General features: G+C 63.8%; 19 protein-coding genes and 1 tRNA gene. 9 read left to right on the top strand and 11 right to left on the bottom strand.

All coding sequences use genetic code 11. The annotated features are described in order from the left end of the window. Positions 1–100: 100 nt before the first annotated feature. From AC2TC0_RS01610 to AC2TC0_RS01620, 3 genes are all read left to right on the top strand, one after another. Positions 101–1,195 carry a Ppx/GppA phosphatase family protein gene (locus AC2TC0_RS01610; RefSeq protein ID WP_484715742.1) on the top strand — a complete coding sequence of 365 codons (1,095 nt, stop codon included), beginning with the start codon at positions 101–103 and terminating at the stop codon, positions 1,193–1,195. Beyond that, positions 1,192–1,923, top strand: a complete 732-nt coding sequence (locus AC2TC0_RS01615; RefSeq protein ID WP_484715743.1) for an RlmE family RNA methyltransferase — start codon at positions 1,192–1,194, stop codon at positions 1,921–1,923. Before AC2TC0_RS01610 ends, AC2TC0_RS01615 begins: the two co-directional genes overlap by 4 nt. Positions 1,924–2,006: 83 nt before the next feature. Continuing rightward, entirely contained in the window at positions 2,007–3,455 is a 1,449-nt protein-coding gene (locus AC2TC0_RS01620) for a S41 family peptidase (protein ID WP_484715744.1), read from the top strand. Here the strand turns inward: AC2TC0_RS01620 and AC2TC0_RS01625 are convergent. From AC2TC0_RS01625 to AC2TC0_RS01650, 6 genes are all read right to left on the bottom strand, one after another. After that, the gene (locus AC2TC0_RS01625) at positions 3,452–4,240 is read right to left on the bottom strand and encodes an undecaprenyl-diphosphate phosphatase (protein WP_484715745.1); all 789 of its coding nucleotides are present in this window, start codon (positions 4,238–4,240) and stop codon (positions 3,452–3,454) included. The genes AC2TC0_RS01620 and AC2TC0_RS01625 overlap by 4 nt on opposite strands. A gap of 60 nt (positions 4,241–4,300) precedes the next feature. Beyond that, positions 4,301–5,281 (bottom strand): HupE/UreJ family protein, encoded by a 981-nt coding sequence (locus tag AC2TC0_RS01630; protein WP_484715746.1) that lies wholly within the window; start codon positions 5,279–5,281, stop codon positions 4,301–4,303. After that, the gene (locus AC2TC0_RS01635; protein WP_484715747.1) at positions 5,278–6,114 is read right to left on the bottom strand and encodes a peptidyl-prolyl cis-trans isomerase; all 837 of its coding nucleotides are present in this window, start codon (positions 6,112–6,114) and stop codon (positions 5,278–5,280) included. The genes AC2TC0_RS01630 and AC2TC0_RS01635 overlap by 4 nt, the downstream gene beginning before the upstream one ends. Continuing rightward, positions 6,114–7,610, bottom strand: coding sequence for a carotenoid oxygenase family protein (locus AC2TC0_RS01640; protein WP_484715748.1), 1,497 nt, complete (start codon positions 7,608–7,610; stop codon positions 6,114–6,116). The genes AC2TC0_RS01635 and AC2TC0_RS01640 overlap by 1 nt, the downstream gene beginning before the upstream one ends. Before the next feature lie 52 nt (positions 7,611–7,662). Continuing rightward, positions 7,663–8,733 carry a retroviral-like aspartic protease family protein gene (locus tag AC2TC0_RS01645; RefSeq protein WP_484715749.1) on the bottom strand — a complete coding sequence of 357 codons (1,071 nt, stop codon included), beginning with the start codon at positions 8,731–8,733 and terminating at the stop codon, positions 7,663–7,665. Positions 8,734–8,906: 173 nt separating this feature from the next. Beyond that, a tRNA-Gly gene (locus AC2TC0_RS01650) sits at positions 8,907–8,981 on the bottom strand. A gap of 207 nt (positions 8,982–9,188) precedes the next feature. Between AC2TC0_RS01650 and AC2TC0_RS01655 the strand changes: the two genes are divergently transcribed. Then, the gene (locus tag AC2TC0_RS01655) at positions 9,189–10,100 is read left to right on the top strand and encodes a tetratricopeptide repeat protein (protein WP_484715750.1); all 912 of its coding nucleotides are present in this window, start codon (positions 9,189–9,191) and stop codon (positions 10,098–10,100) included. Then, a complete protein-coding gene (locus tag AC2TC0_RS01660) occupies positions 10,097–10,726 on the top strand; it encodes an LON peptidase substrate-binding domain-containing protein (protein ID WP_484715751.1) in 630 nt (209 codons plus the stop codon). The genes AC2TC0_RS01655 and AC2TC0_RS01660 overlap by 4 nt, the downstream gene beginning before the upstream one ends. 5 nt (positions 10,727–10,731) lie before the next feature. Here AC2TC0_RS01660 and AC2TC0_RS01665 read toward each other — a convergent pair whose 3' ends face one another. Continuing rightward, positions 10,732–11,961 (bottom strand): FAD-dependent monooxygenase, encoded by a 1,230-nt coding sequence (locus AC2TC0_RS01665; RefSeq protein WP_484715752.1) that lies wholly within the window; start codon positions 11,959–11,961, stop codon positions 10,732–10,734. A 128-nt stretch (positions 11,962–12,089) separates the two neighbouring features. On the opposite strand from AC2TC0_RS01665, the gene AC2TC0_RS01670 reads away from it, so the two are divergent. The 4 genes from AC2TC0_RS01670 (at position 12,090) to ribA (ending at position 17,206) form a co-directional block, all read left to right on the top strand. After that, positions 12,090–14,402 (top strand): FtsK/SpoIIIE family DNA translocase, encoded by a 2,313-nt coding sequence (locus tag AC2TC0_RS01670; protein WP_484715753.1) that lies wholly within the window; start codon positions 12,090–12,092, stop codon positions 14,400–14,402. Between the two features lie 49 nt (positions 14,403–14,451). Further along, a complete protein-coding gene (locus AC2TC0_RS01675) occupies positions 14,452–15,087 on the top strand; it encodes a LolA family protein (RefSeq protein WP_484715754.1) in 636 nt (211 codons plus the stop codon). Positions 15,088–15,377: 290 nt separating this feature from the next. Beyond that, positions 15,378–16,166, top strand: a complete 789-nt coding sequence (locus tag AC2TC0_RS01680; protein WP_484715755.1) for an exodeoxyribonuclease III — start codon at positions 15,378–15,380, stop codon at positions 16,164–16,166. Continuing rightward, positions 16,163–17,206, top strand: a complete 1,044-nt coding sequence (ribA, locus tag AC2TC0_RS01685; RefSeq protein WP_484715756.1) for a GTP cyclohydrolase II — start codon at positions 16,163–16,165, stop codon at positions 17,204–17,206. Before AC2TC0_RS01680 ends, ribA begins: the two co-directional genes overlap by 4 nt. Here ribA and AC2TC0_RS01690 read toward each other — a convergent pair. The 4 genes from AC2TC0_RS01690 to AC2TC0_RS01705 are packed head-to-tail and all read right to left on the bottom strand — an operon-like array spanning position 17,203 to position 20,600. Then, positions 17,203–18,006, bottom strand: coding sequence for a LytR/AlgR family response regulator transcription factor (locus AC2TC0_RS01690; protein WP_484715757.1), 804 nt, complete (start codon positions 18,004–18,006; stop codon positions 17,203–17,205). The genes ribA and AC2TC0_RS01690 overlap by 4 nt on opposite strands. A gap of 32 nt (positions 18,007–18,038) precedes the next feature. Next, positions 18,039–19,142 carry a sensor histidine kinase gene (locus AC2TC0_RS01695; RefSeq protein ID WP_484715758.1) on the bottom strand — a complete coding sequence of 368 codons (1,104 nt, stop codon included), beginning with the start codon at positions 19,140–19,142 and terminating at the stop codon, positions 18,039–18,041. 46 nt (positions 19,143–19,188) lie between these two features. Further along, positions 19,189–19,692 carry a winged helix-turn-helix transcriptional regulator gene (locus AC2TC0_RS01700; protein WP_484715759.1) on the bottom strand — a complete coding sequence of 168 codons (504 nt, stop codon included), beginning with the start codon at positions 19,690–19,692 and terminating at the stop codon, positions 19,189–19,191. Between the two features lie 32 nt (positions 19,693–19,724). Next, positions 19,725–20,600 (bottom strand): glycosyltransferase family 2 protein, encoded by an 876-nt coding sequence (locus tag AC2TC0_RS01705; protein ID WP_484715760.1) that lies wholly within the window; start codon positions 20,598–20,600, stop codon positions 19,725–19,727. Positions 20,601–20,657 lie beyond the last annotated feature (57 nt).

A 20,657-nucleotide genomic window follows, 5' to 3' on the forward strand; every position in this document is an offset into this window, starting at 1 on the left:
GGCCATGGGGTTGCCATGGCCGCGCCCTGCCCCTAATCTGGACCCAAGTGCCCGATGACGGACAATCCGCCGCCGGGTGATTGGGAAGAGTGACCGGGCCATGCGCCATGCGGCAGTGCCACAAGGGCAGCCGTCCCGACGGGGACCGCGCCCGCCGAACGCAAATGACCGGCCTGCGGCAGCGGCCAACCCCGCACACCATCGCACCCCTGGCTATGCCGCCATCGATCTTGGCACCAACAATTGCCGTCTTCTGATTGCGCGCCCCGAAGACAGCAAGCTGATTGTCGTCGATGCCTTTTCACGCATCGTCCGGCTGGGTGAAGGATTGCAAGCCACCGGCCGCATCAGCGCAGCCGCGATGGACCGCGCGGTGGGCGCGCTGGCGGTGTGTGCTGACAAGCTGCGCCGCCGCCACGTAACCTTGTCACGCGCGGTGGCAACCGAAGCCTGCCGCCGCGCTGTCAATGGCGCCGAACTGGTCGAGCGGGTGCGGCAGGAAACGGGGATCGCACTTGATGTCATCGACGCTGCTGAGGAAGCCCGCCTGGCCGTGCTGGGTTGCCACAGCCTGCTCGAGCCTGGCGACGGACCCGCACTGATTTTCGACATTGGCGGCGGATCGACCGAACTGATGTTGGTGGGTGAAGCCGACAGCCGGGTCCGCATTGACGACTGGATCAGCATTCCCTGGGGCGTGGTGTCGCTAACCGAATATGCCCCCGTTATTGGCGATGATGTCGCCGCGCGGGTCGCCGCTTATGAACGCATGCGCAGCGTCACGCGCGATGCGTTGGCCAGCTTTGCAGCACGGGTGGCTACGGGCTCCAGCAGCGCAGCGTTGCGCCTGCTGGGCACCAGCGGCACGGTAACGACGCTGGCCAGCGTATTTCTGGAACTGCCGCGTTATGACCGGCGCGCGGTGGACGGCCTGATTGTTCCCGCCGAAGCGATGCGCGATATCAGCGCCAAGCTCGCCGCCGCCTCGCTTGACGAACGCGCGGCCTTTGGCTGCATCGGGCGCGAGCGCGCCGACTTGGTGGTGGCGGGCTGCGCCATTTTGGAAGGCATTATGGATCTGTGGCCCGCAACCCGGGTCGGCGTGGCCGATCGCGGTATTCGTGAGGGCATTTTGCGCCGCCTCGCCGGATTTGATGGTGACAGTCCGGTCATCCGCCGCGGCCAGCCGCAATGACCCGCGGCGGCGGTAAAGCTGGCGGCGGCAGCAAGGCAGGAGGAGGCAAAGCAGGCAGCGGAGCGCGCGGGCTGCACCAGCGCGTTAAGACCGCGCGGCGGCGCACGGTGTCGTCCAATCGCTGGCTCGAGCGCCAGCTCAACGATCCTTATGTGCGACGCGCACAGGCCGAGGGATATCGCTCGCGCGCCGCCTACAAGCTTATCGAGCTGGATGAAAAATTCGCTTTCCTGGGCAGGGCACGCGCGGTCGCCGATCTAGGCATCGCGCCCGGCGGCTGGTCGCAAGTGGTACGCAAGCTCAACCCGCGCGCGGCGGTGGCGGGCATCGACCTGCTCGAATGCGCACCGATTGCAGGCGTGACGATCCTGCAACAAGATTTCATGGACGATGATGCGCCCGCCGCGCTGCTGGCCGCGCTTGGCTCCATGCCCGATCTGGTACTGTCGGACATGGCCGCAAATACCGTCGGCCATCCGCAGACCGACCATCTGCGCACCATGGCGCTGGCTGAAACCGCGGCCGATTTCGCCATCCGCACCTTAAAGCCCGGCGGCAGTTTCGTGACCAAAGTGTTTGCCGGTGGGGCCGACCGCGAACTGCTGACGCTACTCAAACAGAATTTCGCCAGCGTCAAACATGCCAAGCCCCCTGCAAGCCGAAAGGGATCACCCGAATTGTTCGTGGTCGCACAGGGCTTTCGTGGACGGGCCGCAAGCGAAGCTTGACGCTGTTACAGGCTTGTTTCATCCCCGATTAACCGGCTCGGTGGCAGCATCGCCGGGTCACTCAGCTTCCGGGGAAAATAGTTATGCGCGCAGGCGTTGCTTCCATCACCATAGCAGCATTGCTGCTGTCCGGTTGTGGCGGTGGTGGTGGCGGATCCGCCCCGCCGGTTGGTGTGGCCCCAACGCCCACCCCGGCGCCAACGCCCACGCAGACGGCGGGCTGCTCGCTGACCGAGCGTCAGACCTTTGCCCGCGACGTCATCAACGAATGGTATCTGTTCCCGTCCGACGTCGCCTCCGGCGTCAACCCGTCGAGTTTTTCGACTGTCGATGCCTATATCGACGCGCTGGTTGCCCCGGCACGCGCGGCGGGCAAGGACCGGTTTTTCACCTACATCACCTCAATTGCCGAGGAGAATGCGTTTTTCTCCAGCGGCGCAAGCGCCGGGTTCGGCGTGCGCCTTTCCTATAACAGCGGCGCGCGGCGCTTGTTCATCGCCGAGGCCTATGAAGGCGCGCCAGCGCTTGCCGCCGGAATTGACCGCGGCACCGAAATTGTTGCCATCGGGACGACGGCCAACAATTTGCGCACGATCAATGAAATTGTCACCGCCGAGGGCACAGCGGGCATCAACACCGCGCTTGGGCCGAATACGGCGGGCCTGTCGCGCGTGCTGCGCATCAACAATGGCGCGGGCAATGTCGATGTCACCGTGACCAAGGCTGATTTTTCCATCGACCCCATCTCGGACCGCTATGGTGCGAAGATTATCGAGGAGGGCGGGCGCCGCTATGGCTACCTCAACCTGCGCACCTTCATCTCTTCGGCTGATGCGCAGCTGCGCGCCGCCTTTTTGAATTTCCGCAACGAAGGCGTGACCGAACTGATCATCGATTTCCGCTATAATGGCGGCGGGCTGGTTTCGACCGCCGAGCTAATGGGCGATTTGATGGGCCGGAACCGCTTCACCAGCGAAATTTTCAGCCGCACCGATTTCCGCCCCGAAAAGGCGGCGAATAACGAGCTGGATTTCTTTGCGCCGCAACCACAATCAATCGCCCCGACGCGCATCGCCTTTATCGGTACAGGCTCGACCGCCTCGGCAAGCGAGTTTGTTATTAACGGCATGCTCCCCTATCTCGGCAGCAATATGGCGCTGGTCGGCGCCAACACCTTCGGCAAGCCGGTAGGCCAGATCGCGCTCGACCGCGCGGCGTGCGATGACCGGATGCGGGTGGTCGCGTTTTCCACCGGCAATGCGGCGGGGACGGGGGATTATTTCAACGGCCTCGCGCCCAAGGTGCAGCGCACTTGCGCGGCCGCTGACAATGTTTCCTTCCCGCTTGGCGATGCGCGCGAAACGTCGATCGCGCGGGCGATTGATTTTCTGGCCGGACGTCCGTGCAGCGCGATTGCGGAGGCCGGGGTTCAAGCGCAGTCAGCGCGCCAACAGGTCGTCGACGAGCAGATGGTGCCGGTAACGGCCGCGCAGCCATCGGCGGCGCAGCGCGAGATTCCCGGGCTGTTCTAGAAAAAGGCCAACAGCGCTACGCCCAGCGCGACGCGGTACACAACAAACACCATCATCGTTGCCTTGCGCAGGAAGTTCATCAGGAACGCCATGGTGGCAAAGGCCGCGACGAAGGTCAGCGCGCCGGTGATCAGCGCGTCCATCTGCATCTGCGCCGTCGCATCTGCGAGCTCAAGCGCCACGAGCGTGCCCGCTCCGGCCACCGCTGGAATGGACAGCAGGAAGGAGAAACGCGCCGCCTCGACGCGTTTATAGCCAAGGAAGCGCGCCGCGGTCATCGTTACGCCTGATCGGCTGGTGCCCGGCACCAGCGCCAGCGCCTGTGCGCAGCCGACGATGATGGCATCGCGCAGCGTGAGATTTTCATAGCTGCGCTCTTCCTTGCCGAAACGGTCGGCGATGCCGAGCAGTATGCCATAGACAATCAGGTTCACCGCGACGAGGTGGGTCGAGCGAAACTCCTCAAGCATGTCTTTAAGCAGAAAGCCGACCGCGACCGCCGGGATGGTGCCGAGCACAATCCACAGGAACAGGTTGCGCTGGTCGGGCGCCTTGCCGATACCGATGGTGGCAAAACCGCCCTGCGCCAGCCCGCGGACGTCGCGCCAGAAATAGATGATGATGGCCAGCAGCGAACCGATATGCACCGCCACATCGATCAACGGCCCCTGATCGGGCAGTTCGGCCAGCTTGGGTAGCAGGATGAGGTGGCCCGAAGAGGAAATGGGCAGAAATTCGGTGACGCCCTGAATGACGGCAATGAGAAGCATTTGAATGAAGGACATGCGGTTTTCCTGCACCAGTTGTGACGCGCGCCTAGCCGCGCTGCCGGTGCCTGTCCAGCATCAGCCCAGCGTGCGCTCGACGAACCACACACCCGCGACAATGCCGATGGCATAGGCCGCCGCGCGGACAATGGCTGGCTCCGACCGCTGCGCCCACTGCCGCAGCAGCGCCAGCGCTGCCGCGCCCGCCAATACAATCGCAATTTGCCCCGCCTCGACCCCCAGGTTGAAGGCGAACAGCGCCATCGGCACTTCACCTTCGGGTAGCCCGATTTCGCTAAGCGCACCAGCAAAGCCAAAGCCGTGCAGCAGGCCAAAGCCAAAGGCGACAATCCATGGTGCGCGTTCGGACAAGCGGGGATTGCCCGGCTGCTTCTTCAAAATCTCGACCGCCAGAAACATGATCGACAAGGCAATCACGCTTTCGACCGGCGCCGAGGGCAGGCCCAGATAGCCCAGCGTCGTCCCCACCAGCGTTACCGAGTGGGCAATCGTAAAGGCCGTCACCGCCGCCGCAATCCGCCGCACCCCATCGAGCAGCAACACAAAGGCAAGCACGAACAGCAAATGGTCATAGCCCAAGACGATGTGCTCGACGCCGATGATGAAATAGCTGCCCGCCACCTGCCAGCGTCCCGCACGCGCGATGATTGTCGCCGTTGGTTCGTCGGGGGTCAGCCGGAGCGTTTGCACAGGGCGATCCAGCGGCGCGACGCGGACGATAACGTCGGTTACCGCGCGGTCGAGCCCGGCCATGCCGATACGCTGGCCCGCGACATCACCCGAACAGCGCACCACCGCACGGCTGACCAGCGCGGTCGCCGACAGGCTGTGTTGACTGGGCCTCGCCATAGCGCAGCCCGGCGGCAGTACGGGCCGAACATCGGGTGTCAGATCGGCCTGCACCGGCAATTTCCACAGCAATGTCCAGCTACCGTTGTCACGCTCGGTAAACTCGACATAAGCGGGACGCAGCGTATCGGCGGCAGCAGGCCAAGCAGCCGCAAATGCCAGCAGCAGCGCCAATAGCGCGCGCATCATGGCCGTTCGATCTTGATCGTATAGCCGTCGAGCAATGCTTGATAGGCCTTGGCCTCGCGCTCCGCCTTCGTCGCGGCGCGCCAGTCATTTTCGGCTGCCTGCCTGACATCGATCAGGCGCGGCGCCGCGGTTGCCGTTACGGCCCGTACCCGCACCAAATGTGCGCCAAAGCCCGAGGCGATCGGTCCCCGCCATTGTCCGATCGGCAATGCGGTTAGCCCGGCAGCAAAGCCATCGCCAAACTGCCGATCGATGGCCGCACGGTCAGCGCCCTCAGTGCTGGGCGGCAGCGACAGCCGCTCGCCCAGCGTTGACCATGCCGCTCCGCCGCGCATTTGCTGGCGGACGTTCCACGCCCGGACCGCCAACGCGTCGGCGTCCCCCTGTCCCAGATAAATCTGGTCAAAGCTGAAACGCGGCGCAGTAGCGTAGCGCGCCGGATTGCGGTCAAGCCACGCCTGCAATGTCGCATCATCGGGAACGGCATTTTCGGTCGCCGCGCCGCCCAGAAACTCCATCTTTGAGCGGAGGCGCCGACGGATGATAGGGTCGTCCTGATCGAGCCCCAGCCGCAGCGCTTCGCGGTAATAAACCTCTTCCTTAATGTGATCGCGGATCAGTGCGTCGACCTCGCCCGGGGTCGGGCTGCGTTGCCATGCCGCCTGCCACCGCGCCACCAGGCGGCCCACCTGTTCCTCGCTGATGGTGATGGTGCGGCTCGCCGGATCGACCGGCTGATCGCGCAGCGATGCCAGCCCAAACACCGCCAGCCCGGCGAGCAGGAAATGCACCAGCGGCTCGCGCAACCATTGCCGCACCCTATTGCCGGGCATCAGTCGGCGAGGATCGGATTTGGGCCCATGCCAATGTCGTCGCCATTGGCCCAGCAGGCGTGCGTGCCCGAACAGATGCGCTCGGGCAGGATGATGCGGCACACCGGACCCGCCGCGAGATTCCGCGCGTCGTAAAGCACGCATTCGCTGCGGTCATTGGGGACATCGGAAACGAAGGTGACGAGATATCCGTCGTCTTCTTCCGTGGCGCCCATCCGCGGGATGAAGGGGGCTTCGCTGCCAAAGCGGCCGGGGCCGAACTCCACGCTGTCGCTGGTTCCGGCGGCCAGATCATGCTTAACCAGCCCGCGGAACAGGAACCAGCCAGGTTCGGGGATTGTGCTGTAACCAAAACGATATTTGCGGCCGGCATAGCGCTGGTTGATCGTGCCGAATTCCAAAATGCGCTCGTCGAGCCGCTCCTCACGCGTCTGGCCTGTCCTGAGGTCGAAACGCCAGCGGTGCAGATGCGGCTTTAACAATTGCTGGTCCAGATAGGCCATCATCCGCTCCAGCCCCGGCGGTGCCTCCGGGAAGGATTTGGGCATCGGCTCTTCCTGAAAATAGCCGTCGAGGATGATCTCTTCGCCCTCCTCCCACGCGTTCAACCAGTGCAGTGTGTAGGTCGACGTAGCCTCGAACCAGCGGATGTCGGAGGCGCTGCCATAACGCGGAATGATCGCAAAGCGTGTCGGCTGATCAGGGTGAAAGCCCACCGCATGAATACGCTTTTCGAGCAGCTCCGGGTCCCAATAGAGCGGCATATCATTGAGGATAGTGAAATTTTCGGTGAAGGCCATGTCGTGCGGCAGGCGCGGGCCGGGCAGCGGGATGGGCACATAATGTTTCAACCGGTTGTCTGCCCCGACCACGCCATAATGCATGTAGGGCGCATGCTTCGAATAATTGAAGAACATTAGCTCGCCGGTAACAGGGTCGAGCTTCGGGTGCGCGGAAATGCCGTCGAGCGGGACCCATCCCTCGGTTCCTTCGGTCTCGAGCGTGAAGGGGTTGAGTCGATAGCCCTCGCCGCACTGGTAAAAGGTCGATAGCACGCGCCCGGCGTGGATTATGACGTCGGTCGAGGATGCATCCTTTAGCCATTCCTGCGCGCCCCAGCCGGGCCGCGTCGATTTGTGCGGCGGCTCCATCAGCCCCGCCCATAATGACCGCCCCGCCTCGGCCTCGGCTGCCATGCCCTTGGTGCGCACGAAACGGCTGCGATAGGCCGCACGCCCGCCTTTGAAAGACATGCAGTGCAGAAAACCGTCGCCGTCAAAGGGATGATAGCGCCCGATGGGTTCGTGTATCTGGTTTTCGCCGGTGCGCACATAAACGCCGTCGATGTCGGTGGGGATGGCCCCGATCACTTCGGCATCGCCCGGGCCGAACACCGCATTCCATTCGTTGAAAGTCGGCCGCCATGCGCCGCCCAGATAGGGGTTGTCGCTGGGCCCAAGCGTCGAATGAATGGTTCCGGCCTTCACCGCTGGCATGACAAGCTCTCCAGGCGCGGCACCGCCGCCGCCGGACTATGGCGCACAAACTCTAACGCTTGCAAGCTTCGCCGCGACCTTTCTCGACCTGCAACCGCGAGGTCAGGCTGGTTGACGTCGTGTTGATGCGGATGCCGGTGGCTTCGCAGCGCCGCAACTGAAAGCGTACCTTGCGCGCGCGGAAATCGAGCGAGACGCGGCGAAAGGTTGCCATCAGGTCGGTACCGAGCAGCAGCGCGGGCTGGTCCGCCATGCCAAAGACGGCAAATGGCGGCACGTCGGCAAAGGCTATTGGCACATTATGGAGGATGATGCTGCCCAGCCGGATTTCGCGCACTGTGGCGATTTCCAGCGGCACGGTAACCCCGGTCACGCCGGTCACTTCGATCGTCTCAATGGTCGCGCTGCGCCGTCGGATGATCTGGTCGCGCAGCGCCATATTGCCGATGGTGATTTCGGACCCGGTGTCGATGACCGCTTCGATCGGACGGTCGTTGGCCTTGACCTGCGTCAATATCAGTTGGCCATTACGCCGACGTGCGGTGACAACGATTTCGCCGTCAAACCGAGGCGCAGGACGCCGCGCATCCTCGACATTGATAGTGCGCTTTTCAAAATCGAGCATCAGCCGCTGTTCCGTGAGCGCGTCGATGCCCAGCATGCCGTCGCCCCCCAGATCATTTTCCGACAGCACGGGCAGTTCCAGATCGGACACACTGGTGGTCCCCAGCCCCAGTTCGCCAACCAGCACGCGCGGAACGATACTGCTGCCCGTCATCGCGTTGAGGGTGATGGCGCTGCCCGCAGGCAGGTTTAGCGCGCGCGCTATCCGCGTGCCAATGACGCTACTGTCGGCGCCGCTGTCGACGACAAAGCGATAGGGACCGGTGCCGTCGACCTTGACCGCCACCGTCATCCGCGTGCGCTGCCGCCGCGCATCAATATCCTCGCCGCCAATGGTCAGCGTATCGTCGATGATGGCGGGCGGCAGCGGCGCCATCGGCGCGGGTGCGACGTGCACCGGTTTGGGAATCGGAGTGGGATCCGGGGCACCCTGCGCTACAGGGCCCATGGCAGCCAGCGCCAGGAAAGAAGCACCGATGTGCCAAATGCGATGCGCCATCCGCATTCCCGCCCCCAATGGCAAGCCGCGCCCCGGTCCGCCGGTGGTTACGGTTCGGACCGCAGCAAGGCTGTATATATAGCATGGAGATGCCAGAGCGCGCCAGCCGCACCGATCCGCGTCATGGCAAAGCCAGTCATGCCTACCAAAAAATGGGATGCTGTACGAAAAACTGGAGCGGGCGAAGGGATTCGAACCCTCGACCCCAACCTTGGCAAGGTTGTGCTCTACCCCTGAGCTACGCCCGCTCTGGCGCTGATTGACGGGGGCCGAAGGCCGGACCCGTCTGGGCAGGAGCGGGCCGCTAGCATGGTGGGCGGGGCGGGGCAAGGGCATTTTTGTGGTGCAGCGCCACCGCGCGAATCCCTTGGCAATTGCCCTCTGTCGCCCCACATAGGGTCGCAGACAAAAAACACGCGGGCCGAGTCCGCGCCAAAGCGAAAGCGAAAATTACGGTGGCAACTCTGGGATTGAGTCCTGACGAACAGCGTGCGGTCGAGGAATTTCGGCGCACGGTCGTAGATCCGTCGATGACCAAATTGGTGATTCTGGATTTTTGGGCCGAATGGTGCGGGCCGTGCAAGCAGCTGACCCCCGTTCTGGAAAAGGTTGCCGCCGATTATGCCGATCGCGGGATCGTGCTGGCCAAAATCGACGTCGATGCCAATCGCTTCATCGCCGCGCAGTTTCAGGTGCAGTCCATCCCCACCGTCTATGCGATTTTTCAAGGGCAACCGGTCGCGAACCTGACCAACGCGCGGACCGAGGGACAACTTAAAGCCATGCTTGACCAGCTGTTGACGCAGTTACCGGTCGAAAGCGCGGCGGGCGATTTGGCGGCGCAGATTGCGCCGCTGATCGACATGGGCGAAACTGTGCTGGGCGAAGGCGACGGCCCGCGCGCCGCCAATATTTTTGCCCAGATTATTGAGATGGCGCCTGACCATGCCGCCGCGCACGCCGGGCTGGTGCGCGCGCTGGTCGCAGCAGGCGATATTGCGGCGGCGGAAGCCGCGCTGGCGGCAGTACCCGAGGCAATTGCCGCCGACCCTGCACTGGCACAAGCGCGGTCGGCGCTGGCGCTTGCCGCCGACGCGCCCGACGCCGGCGAGCGCGCCGCGCTGGAGGCGGCCGTTGCCGCCAATCCCGCCGACCATCAGGCGCGCCTTGACCTTGCCGCCGCGCAGATTGCGGCGGGTGAGCGCGACGCGGGGGCCGATCATCTGCTGCACATCATCGCCGCCGAGCGCGACTGGAACGAGGGCGCAGCGCGGACCAAGCTGCTCGCCTTGTTTGAAGCGGTCGGGCTGGAAGACCCGTGGGTCGCCGCCCAGCGCCGCCGTTTGTCGCTGATCCTGTTCGGATGACCGTTCGCCGCCTTGCCATATTCCCGCTGACGGGCGCAGTGCTGTTTCCCGGCCTGCAACTGCCGCTGCATATTTTCGAGCCGCGCTATCGCGCTATGGTTCAGGAGGTTCTGGTGCGCGACCGACGCATCGGCATGATTCAACCGCGCGTGGTTGCCGGTACAGAAATGCGCGAGCCTCCCGCGCTGTTCGACATTGGTTGTGTGGGCCATATCGCCGATGTTGAGGCGCTGGACGATGGGCGCTTCAATCTGGTGCTGGCGGGCCTGACGCGCTTTCGCGTGCTGCGCGAGCTCGAGGTCGTCACGCCGTTCCGCCAGGTCGAGGCCGAGATCGAGGACAGCGCCGCCGACGACAGCCTGTCGAGCATCGAGCGCGCTGGAGTGGAGCGCGAAGCCAAGCGCTTTGCCGAGCGGCAGGGCTATCTGGTTGACTGGAATGCGGTAGGCCAGCTTGACGATGCGACGCTGGTCAACGGCATCGCGCAAGTCGCTCCCTTCGACGCGGCGGCGAAGCAGGCACTGCTAGAAGCCGAGACGATCGGCGAGCGCGCTGAACTGGCGGTACAGCTGATGCAGTTTTTCGGGCGCGCCGATGGCGATGAGGGGTATGTGACGCTGCAATAGCGGCGCTAAACCTCAACCCCCGCCAGCAGCCGCGGCAAATCGCCTGCCTCGCCGCGCGCTTGGTCCATGAAGAAACGCTTGAGCATTGGGGTGCGCTGCACCGCGCCCAATCCGGCGCGCCGGATCGCCGAGGCCGCACCGCCCGGCACGCCGAACAGCCGGTTGAGCCCGTCGGTCGCCAGCGCCACCAGCATATTGTCAAGCCCGCGCCAGCGCTGGTAGCGCGCCAGCAACGCCGCATCGCCAAGGTCGAGCCCCAGCCGGGTGCCTTCCACCAGCACTTCGGCCAGCGCGGCAACGTCGCGCAAGCCAAGGTTGAACCCCTGCCCAGCGATCGGATGGATGCCGTGCGCCGCATCGCCCACCAGCACCAGCCGTTCGGCGACCAGGCCAGCAGTGCGATGGAAACCCAACGGCCAGGACTGACGGGGTGCGATCATTTCGATCTTGCCCAGGACCCCGCCCATGCATTTTTCGAGCTCGGCGGTGAAGCCGCGCTCCCCCAGTTTCATCAACCCCGGCCCGCGCGCCTCGGCGACGCTCCACACAAACGCCGAGCGATGGCGGCCATCGGCGAGGTCGTTCAGCGGCAGGATCGCGAATGGCCCTTCGCTGTAGAATATCTCATAGGCGATATTGTTGTGTGGCTTTTCATGGGCAAAGCCGCCGATCAGCGCGTGATGATGATAGGACCACTGCGCAATCGTAAAGCCCGCTGCATCACGCGTCGGCGAGCGCCGGCCCTCGCACACCGCGAGCAATGGTGCGGCCAGCCGGGTGCCATCGGCAAGCGTCAGGACGGCACCGTGCGCCCCGCGCTCTTGCGATATCACCTGCGCCGGCGCCATCAGCCGGATCAGCGGCGAAGCCGACAGCAGCTCGGCTAGGGCCAGCCTTAGCGCGCGATTTTCGACCATATGGCCCAGCGCGCCATCGTCCTCATTCGGCACGAAATCCAGCTCGCCGGGGCGCAGCGCGTCGCTAACCCAGATTTGCCGAATCGGGCAGGCGAGCGGGGCAAGCCGCTGCGTCAGCCCCAGTACCTCGAACATGCGCCAGCTGGCGCTGGCAATCGCCGTGGCGCGTCCATCAAAATCGGGGGCAATGCTGGCGATGGGATCGGCCGGATCGACGATAGTTGATGAAAGCCCGTGATGCGCCAGCGCAATCGCGAGCGTCTGGCCGATCAGACCGCCGCCCGAAATGATGACATCGCTGGAAAGGGTTTCGGCCATGGCTTTTCCACTAATGCCTGCGCACGCGCTGCGCAATGCCGCCCGCTTCGCTTGACGGCGAGTCCGCGCGGCGTGCATAGCACCGCAGCGCGCCGTTAACCGTTGGCGCGCGGGGGAATGAAGCGTCTATGGCAAGCCAGCGGGCCGGAATGACACGCGTCGATTGGCGGACGACCTTCCGCCAGAGCATCGCGCGCATCAGCTGGCTGGCGGGCTCCGTGCTGATGTTTGCCTTTACCCTGTTTCTGCTCTTGGCGCTCGTAACCTATGACCCGCGCGACGATGCCATCCACACAGCGGCAGGCGGTGCCAGCGCCAACTGGATGGGCAGAGCCGGGGCAATGGTTGCCGACGCGCTGTTGTTCACCGGCGGGATCGGGGCGGTGCTGCTGGTCCCATTAACGGCCGTTTTTGCCGCGCGGATGTGGCGCGGCGACACCCAGCCGAGATGGAAACGCCAGCTTATTTTGCTGCTCGGCGGCGTGCTGCTGGTCGGGCTGGGGGCTGAACTGTGGTCACCCGCCAGCAATGCCGCGCTCCCGGCCGGATGGGGCGGGATTGTTGCATTATTGGCCGGGCGCGAGGCGGCACCGCTGTTCGACCTTATCGCCGCGCCATGGGCCGCACTGCTGCGCTTTGGGGTGATCCTGCTGCTCGCCGCGCTGGGGCTGTGGCTCGCGTGGCGCGCGCTGGCGCTGCCGAAGGATTGGGCGAGCGGCTGGTCGTGGGGCAGTAGCGACGCGCCCTTCATCGCCGACCGCGCGCCCGCGCTATCCAGCGAAAAGCCCGTTTCGCTGGTCGCCAAGGTCATCCGCCCGCGTCCGCGCGCTGCTACCGAACCGCGCGCACCGGTCGAGATCAGCGATCCGGTGCCGCGCAGTGCGCCTGCGTCGCGTCCCAAACCCGCGCGCCAGACCGAGCTGTTCACCCAATATCAGCTCCCATCGCTTGACCTGCTAGCCCCGCCACCGCCGCGCCAGGGCGGCACGATCGACAAGGCCGCACTGGAGCGCAACGCGCGCCTGCTCGAATCGGTGCTGGAAGATTTCCAGGTCAAAGGTGTCGTCACCGCCGTGCGCCCCGGCCCGGTCGTGACCATGTACGAACTTGAACCCGCGCCGGGCACCAAGGCCAGCCGCGTGTCAAACCTGGCGGACGATATCGCGCGCAACATGTCGGCGCTGTCGGCGCGCATCGCGCCCATTCCGGGGCGCACGGTGATCGGTATCGAGCTGCCCAATGCCAGGCGGGAGGCTGTCGTACTCCACGAAATGATCGGCAGCGGCCTGTTCGCCGAACAGACCGGCCAGCTGCCCATCATTCTGGGCAAGAATATCAGCGGCGATCCGGTGATTGCTGACCTCGCGCCAATGCCGCACTTGCTGATTGCCGGGACCACCGGGTCGGGTAAGTCGGTGGGGCTGAATGCGATGATTTTGTCGCTGCTCTATCGGCTTGGACCCGACAATTGCCGGATGATCCTGATCGACCCCAAGATGCTGGAGCTCAGCGTCTATGACGGCATCCCGCATCTGCTCTCGCCGGTCGTTACCGAGCCCAAGAAAGCGATCCGCGCATTGAAATGGGCGGTCGAGCAGATGGAGGACCGCTACCGCATGATGTCGTCGCTGTCGGTGCGTAACCTGGCCAGCTACAATGAGAAAGTGCGCGGCGCGCTTGCCAAGGGCAAATCGCTCGGGCGGCGCGTGCAAACGGGCTATGACCCTGACACCGGCCAGCCGGTCTATGAGGAAGAGACGCTCGATTACCAGCCGCTGCCGCAGATTGTCGTGGTGGTCGACGAGCTCGCCGACCTGATGATGACCGCGGGGAAAGAAGTGGAATTCCTGATCCAGCGGCTGGCGCAAAAGGCGCGTGCAGCGGGCATCCACCTGATCCTCGCGACGCAGCGCCCCTCGGTGGATGTCATCACTGGCGTGATCAAGGCGAATTTGCCGACGCGTATTTCGTTCAACGTCACCTCGAAAATCGACAGCCGCACCATTTTGGGCGAGGCGGGGGCCGAACAGCTGCTGGGCAAGGGCGATATGCTCTATGTCCCCGGCGGCAAGCAGATCTCGCGCATCCACGGGCCGTTCGTGTCGGACGACGAGGTGCGCGCGGTTGCCGACCATTGGCGCACGCAGGGCCAGCCCGACTATATCGAATCGGTGACCGAAGAGCCCGAGGACGGCGGCTTTGCCCTCGACGGCGCACCGGTGGGCGAAGACAGCGCCGAGGACCGCATCTACAGCAAGGCCAAGCAGATCGTGATCGAAAGCCAGAAAGCGTCGACCAGCTGGCTGCAGCGCCAGCTGCGCATCGGCTATAACAGCGCGGCGCGGCTGATCGACCGGCTGGAGGAGGACGGCATTATCGGTCCCCCCAATCATGTCGGCCGGCGCGACGTGCTGGTCGACCGTAACGGGTTTGAGCGGTAAGCGCGCAAATTCACATCCTGTTCAACGCCCGCTGGCAAAGAAGCAGCCCATGAAAAATGCCCTTTCCGCTGTAGCGGTTGCAGTCGCAGCCATCGCCGGCGTCGCCGCCATCCCGCTCGTCGCGCAAACCACCCCTGCACCTGCTCTGTCCGCCGTGCAGGCGCATTTGCGCGCAACCAGTTCGATGACCGCCGATTTCGTCCAGACCGACCGCAATGGCCAGCGGCTGACCGGCAAGCTGACCTTGAAGCGCCCCGGCAAGATCCGTTTTCAGTATCAAAAGGATGTGCCGCTGCTGATCGTAGGCGATGGCAATTCGCTGACCATGATCGACTATGAGGTGCGCCAGGTGCAGCGCTGGCCGGTCAAAAATTCGCCGTTGACCGTGCTGCTCGATCCCGAGCGCGACCTGACGCCTTTTGCCACATTGGTGCCGACCGGCGATCCCGATGTCACCAGCGTTGCAGTGCGCGATCCCAAGCGCCCCGAATTTGGCACCATCACCATGGTGTTCACCCGTGACGCCGCCGCACCTGCTGGCCTTCGTCTGCGCGGCTGGGTCGCGCTCGATGCCAAGAATAATCGCACGCGGATCGATCTGTCCAACCAGCGCTTCAATGTGGCGGTCGCTGATTCGGCGTTCAAATGGACCGATCCCCGCCCGCGACGTCGCCCCGGCACCTGACGAGGCAACGCTTCATCGTCGCACTGGCTCATTTGCCCGCAAAAGACCGTATTCCGTTCATCAAGGCGACAGGCTTGGCACGCTAATCCCGCTACCGAAGAGCGCATCAACGGCGCGGCACTTGTTCGGGTTTCCCCCCTGTTGCCCCGACAGCCCCGCCAGCACTCTTCTTTCAAGAGCGTGACGAACGCTAGCCTTGAACCCCCGTTCCACCGCCCCTGGAACGGGGGTTTATGATTCTGGGGAAGTGCGGTTGCACCCCGACTGTGCCGCCGATATGGCGACCTGCTATGCCTATCTCCATCGCATCATGGAACATCAACAGCGTCCGCGCGCGCATCGGCATTGTCGAGCGCTTCCTGCGCGAGGCTGGGCCTGACATTCTCTGCCTGCAAGAGATTAAGGTTGAATGCGGCCTGTTCCCGCATGCCGCCTTCAAGGCACTGGGCTATGACCATATCATCACCCACGGCCAGCGCATGCACCACGGCGTCGCCATCATCAGCCGTATTCCGCTGACCGACATCAGCAAGCATGACTGGCAGGCGAATGGCGAGGCGCGGCATATCGGCGCGCTGCTGCCCGGCGGGGTGCGGCTCGACAATGTCTATGTGCCCGCCGGCGGCGATATCGCCGACCGCAACCTCAACCCCAAATTCGGCCAGAAGCTGGACTTTCTCGAACGGATGATCGGCTGGTCGGCGACGCTGAACACCCCGACGATCCTTGTTGGCGATTTCAACATTGCGCCGCTCGAATCGGACGTTTGGAACCACAAGGCGTTGCTGGATGTGGTCAGCCATACGCCGGTTGAGGTGGACACGCTGGCCCGATTGCAGACGGCCGCAAATTGGGTCGATCTGGGCCGCCATTTTACGCCCGCCCCCGCACGGCTTTACACCTGGTGGAGCTACCGCGCCAAGGATTGGGCCGAAAGCGACCGTGGCCGCCGCCTCGACCATATGTGGGCGACGCCCGATGTCGCGCCCAAGGCGATCGCGCACCGCATTCACGAGCCTTGCCGCAGCTGGGACAAGCCGTCGGACCATATCCCATTGGTGACGGAGTTTGCGCTTTGACAACGACACCGGCGCGTCGCGCCGCGCGCGGGGCCGACGCGCTGCGGCGCGGCTGGCCGGTGCGGATCGGCGGACTCGACCTGCTCGCCGTGGAAAGCGCCGATGACCGGGCGCTCGCGGATTTTGCCAGCGCTGACCTCATCATCTCGGGCGAACGCGCTGGAACGCTGAAAGTCACCAACCAGCGCGCGGCAGCTGCGCCGGGACCAGTACGGCTGGCCGGCGCGGGCACCAGCATTGCGGCGGCGCTAGCCATTGCCGACCCGGCGCTTGATTTGGCGCATCCGTTCAAGGGGCCCTTTTCCACCGTGCCGGTTGCCGACGAAGCCGCCGCCACTGCCGCTATCACGCTGGCGCGCCACATTGGCATTTTGCCCGCCGCCTTTGTCCGCGCCGCCGGAGGGGTGGTAGAAGCCGAGTTGGCAGCAGAGGATGTTTCGGCCCTGCTCGACCCGGCCCGGCTGCGCATCGCGGCGCGCGCGCGATTGCCGGTCGCCGCTGCCGAGACCAGTGAAATCGTCGCCTTCCGCTCGCCTGAGGAAGCGTCGGACCATGTCGCGCTGATTATCGGCCAACCCACCGCCGCGCCGCCCGTGGTCCGCTTGCACAGCGAGTGCCTGACCGGCGATGTACTGGGCAGCCTGAAATGCGATTGCGGGCCGCAACTGCACGCTGCCCTCGCCGCCATGGCAGCGAACGACTGGGGCATCCTCCTCTATCTGCGGCAGGAAGGGCGCGGCATCGGCCTCGTCAACAAACTGCGCGCCTATGCCTTGCAGGATCAGGGGTTTGACACGGTCGATGCCAATATCCGGCTGGGCTTTCCGGTCGAGGCCCGCGATTTTGCTATCGCCGCACAGATGCTCAAACTGCTCGGACGCACCCGCATCCGGCTGATGACCAACAACCCTGACAAGGTGGCGAGGTTGGTCGGCGAAGGCATCGACGTGACCGAACGGTTACCGCTGGCGTTGCCACCCAATCCGCACAACGAACATTATCTGGCGACCAAGCGCGATCGGACGGGGCATCAACTTTAGTGGACGAACCTTGCCACGACGTCGCGGTAACTGCGCGACACTTTGACCTGCGCACCGGACCCCAACACCAGAAAACATTCGCCGTTGGTGTGCGGCTTGACCTGTTTGACCTGGCCCAGGTTGACGATGGTGGAGCGGTGGACGCGCTGGAAGTTTCTGGGATCAAGCCGCTTTTCCAGATCTTTCATCGTCTCGCGCAGGATCAGGCTGTTGTCCGCGGTATAGATGCACATATAATCGCCGGCGGCATCAATCCGCTCGATGCTGTCAACATCGACGCGGAAAATCTGTCCGCGATCCTTGATGTTAATCAGCTTTTCATAGCGGTCCGCCGACGGCGCGTCGGCTGAAGGTTCGGACAATGTATCGGCCACGTCGGGGGCGATTTCGGCGATCACCTCTTTGAGCCGCTCGACCTCGGCAGCGCCGCGCTTTTCCATAAGACGCTGGCGTACCCGGTCGAGCGCGTCGGCCAGCCGCTCGGGTTCGACCGGCTTGACCAGATAATCGACCGCCTGCGCCTCGAACGCGCGGATCGCATGCTCGCTATAGGCGGTGACGAACACCACCAGCGGCGGCTCGACGTCCATCAGCCCCTGCAACACCGAAAAGCCGTCAAAACCCGGCATCTGGACGTCCAGAAAGACAAGGTCAGGCTTGTGGGTTTTGATTTTGCGAATGGCCTCGCGCCCATTCTGGGCCGTGTCGACGATCTCGATGTCGGCGTGCGGTTCGAGCCGCAACTGCAACCCCTGCACCGCCAGTTTTTCATCATCCACCAAAATGGTGCGTATGGTCATGCGCGGGTTAATCCAATCATTTCTTGGCCAATCTAGTCTGGTGCGGCCGCTTGATACGGAAATTCGATAACGACCAGAAAACCACCTTCAGGTCCTGAACGCACATCAAACCGGCTGCGTTCCCCAAAAGCCTGCGCCAGCCGGTCGCGAATATTAGCGAGGCCAACTCCGGTGGAGTCTGTCGTCACCGGCAAAGTGGGCGCTGTTGGCACGGCTGACAATCCCGGGCCCGTATCCGACACGCTGATCCGCACATTTTGACCGGCGAGCTGTGCCGTCACCGTGATGTCGGCCCCTTCCTCCTGCGGTGACACCGCATATTTGATGGCATTTTCGATGAGCGGCTGCAGCAGCAGCGATGGCAGCCGCGCCTGCTCGGCCGCCGGATCGATGCTGAAATGCGGCCGCAGCCGCTCCTCGAAGCGCATTTTCTCGATCTCGAGATACAATTTGAGCGTTTCGATTTCCTGCGCCAGCGTTACCTGCGCGGTTGGTTCGTTCGCCAGCGTATAGCGCAGGAAAGAGGACAGCCGCGACAGCATGGCATTGGCGGGGCCCGTCTGCTTGAGCAGCACCAGCGTCGAAATGCTATTCAGCGTATTGAACAGGAAATGGGGGTTGAGCTGATAGCGCAGCATAGCGAGCTGCGCCGATGCGGCCTGCGCCTCAAGCCGCAGCATGCGATCCTGTTGCTCCTCCAGCTTCAGGAAATAATTGATGGCGTAATAGAGCGCCGACCACGCCGCGACCGACGTCGCATCTATGTAAAAGGCCGCCAGAAACAGGCTAGTAAAGCCGACCTCGCTGGCCGGATTCTGGATTTGCGCAATCCAGGCGTCGATAAAGGCCCAAAGCCCGGTTGCCAGCCCCGCCAAAAGGAACGACACGCTCCACATCCACAGCGGGCGCCGGTCGATCAGCTGGCCGTAAAAGACCGACAGGATCAAAGTCAGCGAAAAACCGGTGACCGCCGATATCGTCTGCGGAATCAGAAAGCCGATGGGTTGGCCGGTGGCGAGCCCCGATACGCCGCGCAAACCCAGCCACGCCAGCCAGCCAAGCGTTTGCAGCCGCCAGAAGGCACGCACTTTGTCATCGAAGAAAGGGCCCTGATCGGAAAGCGCAAGCAGCGACATTGATGAAGTCGGCGCGATGATCAGCTGCGGGTGCGGGCGCGGACGGTCATTCGGCCGCGATTATCAGTGGACGGGCGCTGCCCAGCGGTTGCAGTTCGGCGCGGTGCTTCCAGCACAGCTCCTGATAGGCGAGCGCACGGCCGTCGTGCGCTTGCAGCGTCAGCGGCCGTATCGGCTGTTCGTCATGAATATCGACGAGCACTGGGGTCGAGGGCACGCCATCACCCCATTTTTCCCCCCATTGGCGCAGCGCGATCATCGCCGGCAGCAGGTCCATGCCCTTTTCCGTGAGGGCATAATGGACCTTGCGCCGATCGCAGACCATCACCTGGCGCTCCAGCACGCCATGTTCGACCAGCCGCGCCAGCCGGTTGGACAGGATGTTGCGGGCAATGCCCAGCACTTGCTGAAATTCCTCGAAATGATGCACGCCGTTGAAAGCGGCGCGCAAAATCATGAACGACCAGCGCTCGCCCATTGCCTCGAGCGCAACCGGCAGCGCGCAGTTCAGCCCTTCGACTTCGCTCAATGGCTCGCGTAACTTTCCCATGACCAAGGGTTCTAACGCAAAATCCAGGCTTGTCACACAAAAGTCTGATGCCGCAGTACGCGCAAGGCGTGCCACGCCAGCCCGGGCGCGCTGCGTAGCGTGTCGATCGGTGCCAGCCGCAGCGCCCGCAAGATCAGATCGGCGCGCAAATGGAAATGGTTGCGCCGCACCTGATCGCGCAGGACAGCAGCACGGCGTGCCTTTGGGACGTGGCCGGTCAACGCTTCCACCACCACCGCGGTTGTCAGCGCCTGGATGGCTGCTGCGCGGCTGTTGGTCAGGCTGCGCGGGTGTTTGCGGTATAGATAAAGATCCTCGGGCACATGGTGAAATCGATAATGCGCGGCGGCGCGCAGCCAGAAATCATAATCCTCGGCCCCGAACAGGTCGGGATCATAACCCCCTAGCGCAAAATCAACCTCGCGCCGGTAAAGGAAGCTGGCCCCGACATTGTTGCCCAGCAGCAGATTTTCGGCCGGACCGACGCGGACCATTTCCTGCACGATACCGCTGCCGTCGATCACGCTATAGTCGCTGTGCGCCACGCCGCATTCGGGGTGCGCATCGAGCGCTGCAACCAGCCGTGCCAGCATTGCTGGACGCAGGATATTGTCGTCCGATGTCCAGCCGAAATAGGCACCGCGCGCACGGGCAAAGCCAGCGTTGAGCGCCGCGGGCAGCCCGCCATTGGGGTCGATCCGAACATATTGGATGCGCGAATCCGTTGCCGCGGCAGCGGTCAGCAGTGCGGGCGAACCATCCGAAGAGGCATCATCGACACATATGAGCTCATAGTCGGTGAAACTTTGCGCCGCGATTGAAGCCAGCGCCTCAGCCAGATAGGCTTCGCCATTGTGCACTGGCAGCACCAGCGAAACGCGGGGGACAGGGGCTTTGGCGGTCGTCACCGTGCCCCCATAATCCCGAAAACGGCGCGGGCGAACCGGTTTAACCACAATGCCTCC

Source organism: Sphingopyxis sp. sgz302558, assembly GCF_057220455.1.

Bases quoted from the DNA above. Each gene is read 5' to 3' on its own strand.
- AC2TC0_RS01610 (WP_484715742.1), top strand. From the start codon at position 101: ATGCGCCATGCGGCAGTGCCACAAGGGCAGCCGTCCCGACGGGGACCG.
- AC2TC0_RS01615 (WP_484715743.1), top strand. From the start codon at position 1,192: ATGACCCGCGGCGGCGGTAAAGCTGGCGGCGGCAGCAAGGCAGGAGGA.
- AC2TC0_RS01620 (WP_484715744.1), top strand. From the start codon at position 2,007: ATGCGCGCAGGCGTTGCTTCCATCACCATAGCAGCATTGCTGCTGTCC.
- AC2TC0_RS01625 (WP_484715745.1), bottom strand. From the start codon at position 4,240: ATGTCCTTCATTCAAATGCTTCTCATTGCCGTCATTCAGGGCGTCACC.
- AC2TC0_RS01630 (WP_484715746.1), bottom strand. From the start codon at position 5,281: ATGATGCGCGCGCTATTGGCGCTGCTGCTGGCATTTGCGGCTGCTTGG.
- AC2TC0_RS01635 (WP_484715747.1), bottom strand. From the start codon at position 6,114: ATGCCCGGCAATAGGGTGCGGCAATGGTTGCGCGAGCCGCTGGTGCAT.
- AC2TC0_RS01640 (WP_484715748.1), bottom strand. From the start codon at position 7,610: ATGCCAGCGGTGAAGGCCGGAACCATTCATTCGACGCTTGGGCCCAGC.
- AC2TC0_RS01645 (WP_484715749.1), bottom strand. From the start codon at position 8,733: ATGGCGCATCGCATTTGGCACATCGGTGCTTCTTTCCTGGCGCTGGCT.
- AC2TC0_RS01660 (WP_484715751.1), top strand. From the start codon at position 10,097: ATGACCGTTCGCCGCCTTGCCATATTCCCGCTGACGGGCGCAGTGCTG.
- AC2TC0_RS01665 (WP_484715752.1), bottom strand. From the start codon at position 11,961: ATGGCCGAAACCCTTTCCAGCGATGTCATCATTTCGGGCGGCGGTCTG.
- AC2TC0_RS01670 (WP_484715753.1), top strand. From the start codon at position 12,090: ATGGCAAGCCAGCGGGCCGGAATGACACGCGTCGATTGGCGGACGACC.
- AC2TC0_RS01675 (WP_484715754.1), top strand. From the start codon at position 14,452: ATGAAAAATGCCCTTTCCGCTGTAGCGGTTGCAGTCGCAGCCATCGCC.
- AC2TC0_RS01680 (WP_484715755.1), top strand. From the start codon at position 15,378: ATGCCTATCTCCATCGCATCATGGAACATCAACAGCGTCCGCGCGCGC.
- AC2TC0_RS01690 (WP_484715757.1), bottom strand. From the start codon at position 18,006: ATGACCATACGCACCATTTTGGTGGATGATGAAAAACTGGCGGTGCAG.
- AC2TC0_RS01695 (WP_484715758.1), bottom strand. From the start codon at position 19,142: ATGTCGCTGCTTGCGCTTTCCGATCAGGGCCCTTTCTTCGATGACAAA.
- AC2TC0_RS01700 (WP_484715759.1), bottom strand. From the start codon at position 19,692: ATGGGAAAGTTACGCGAGCCATTGAGCGAAGTCGAAGGGCTGAACTGC.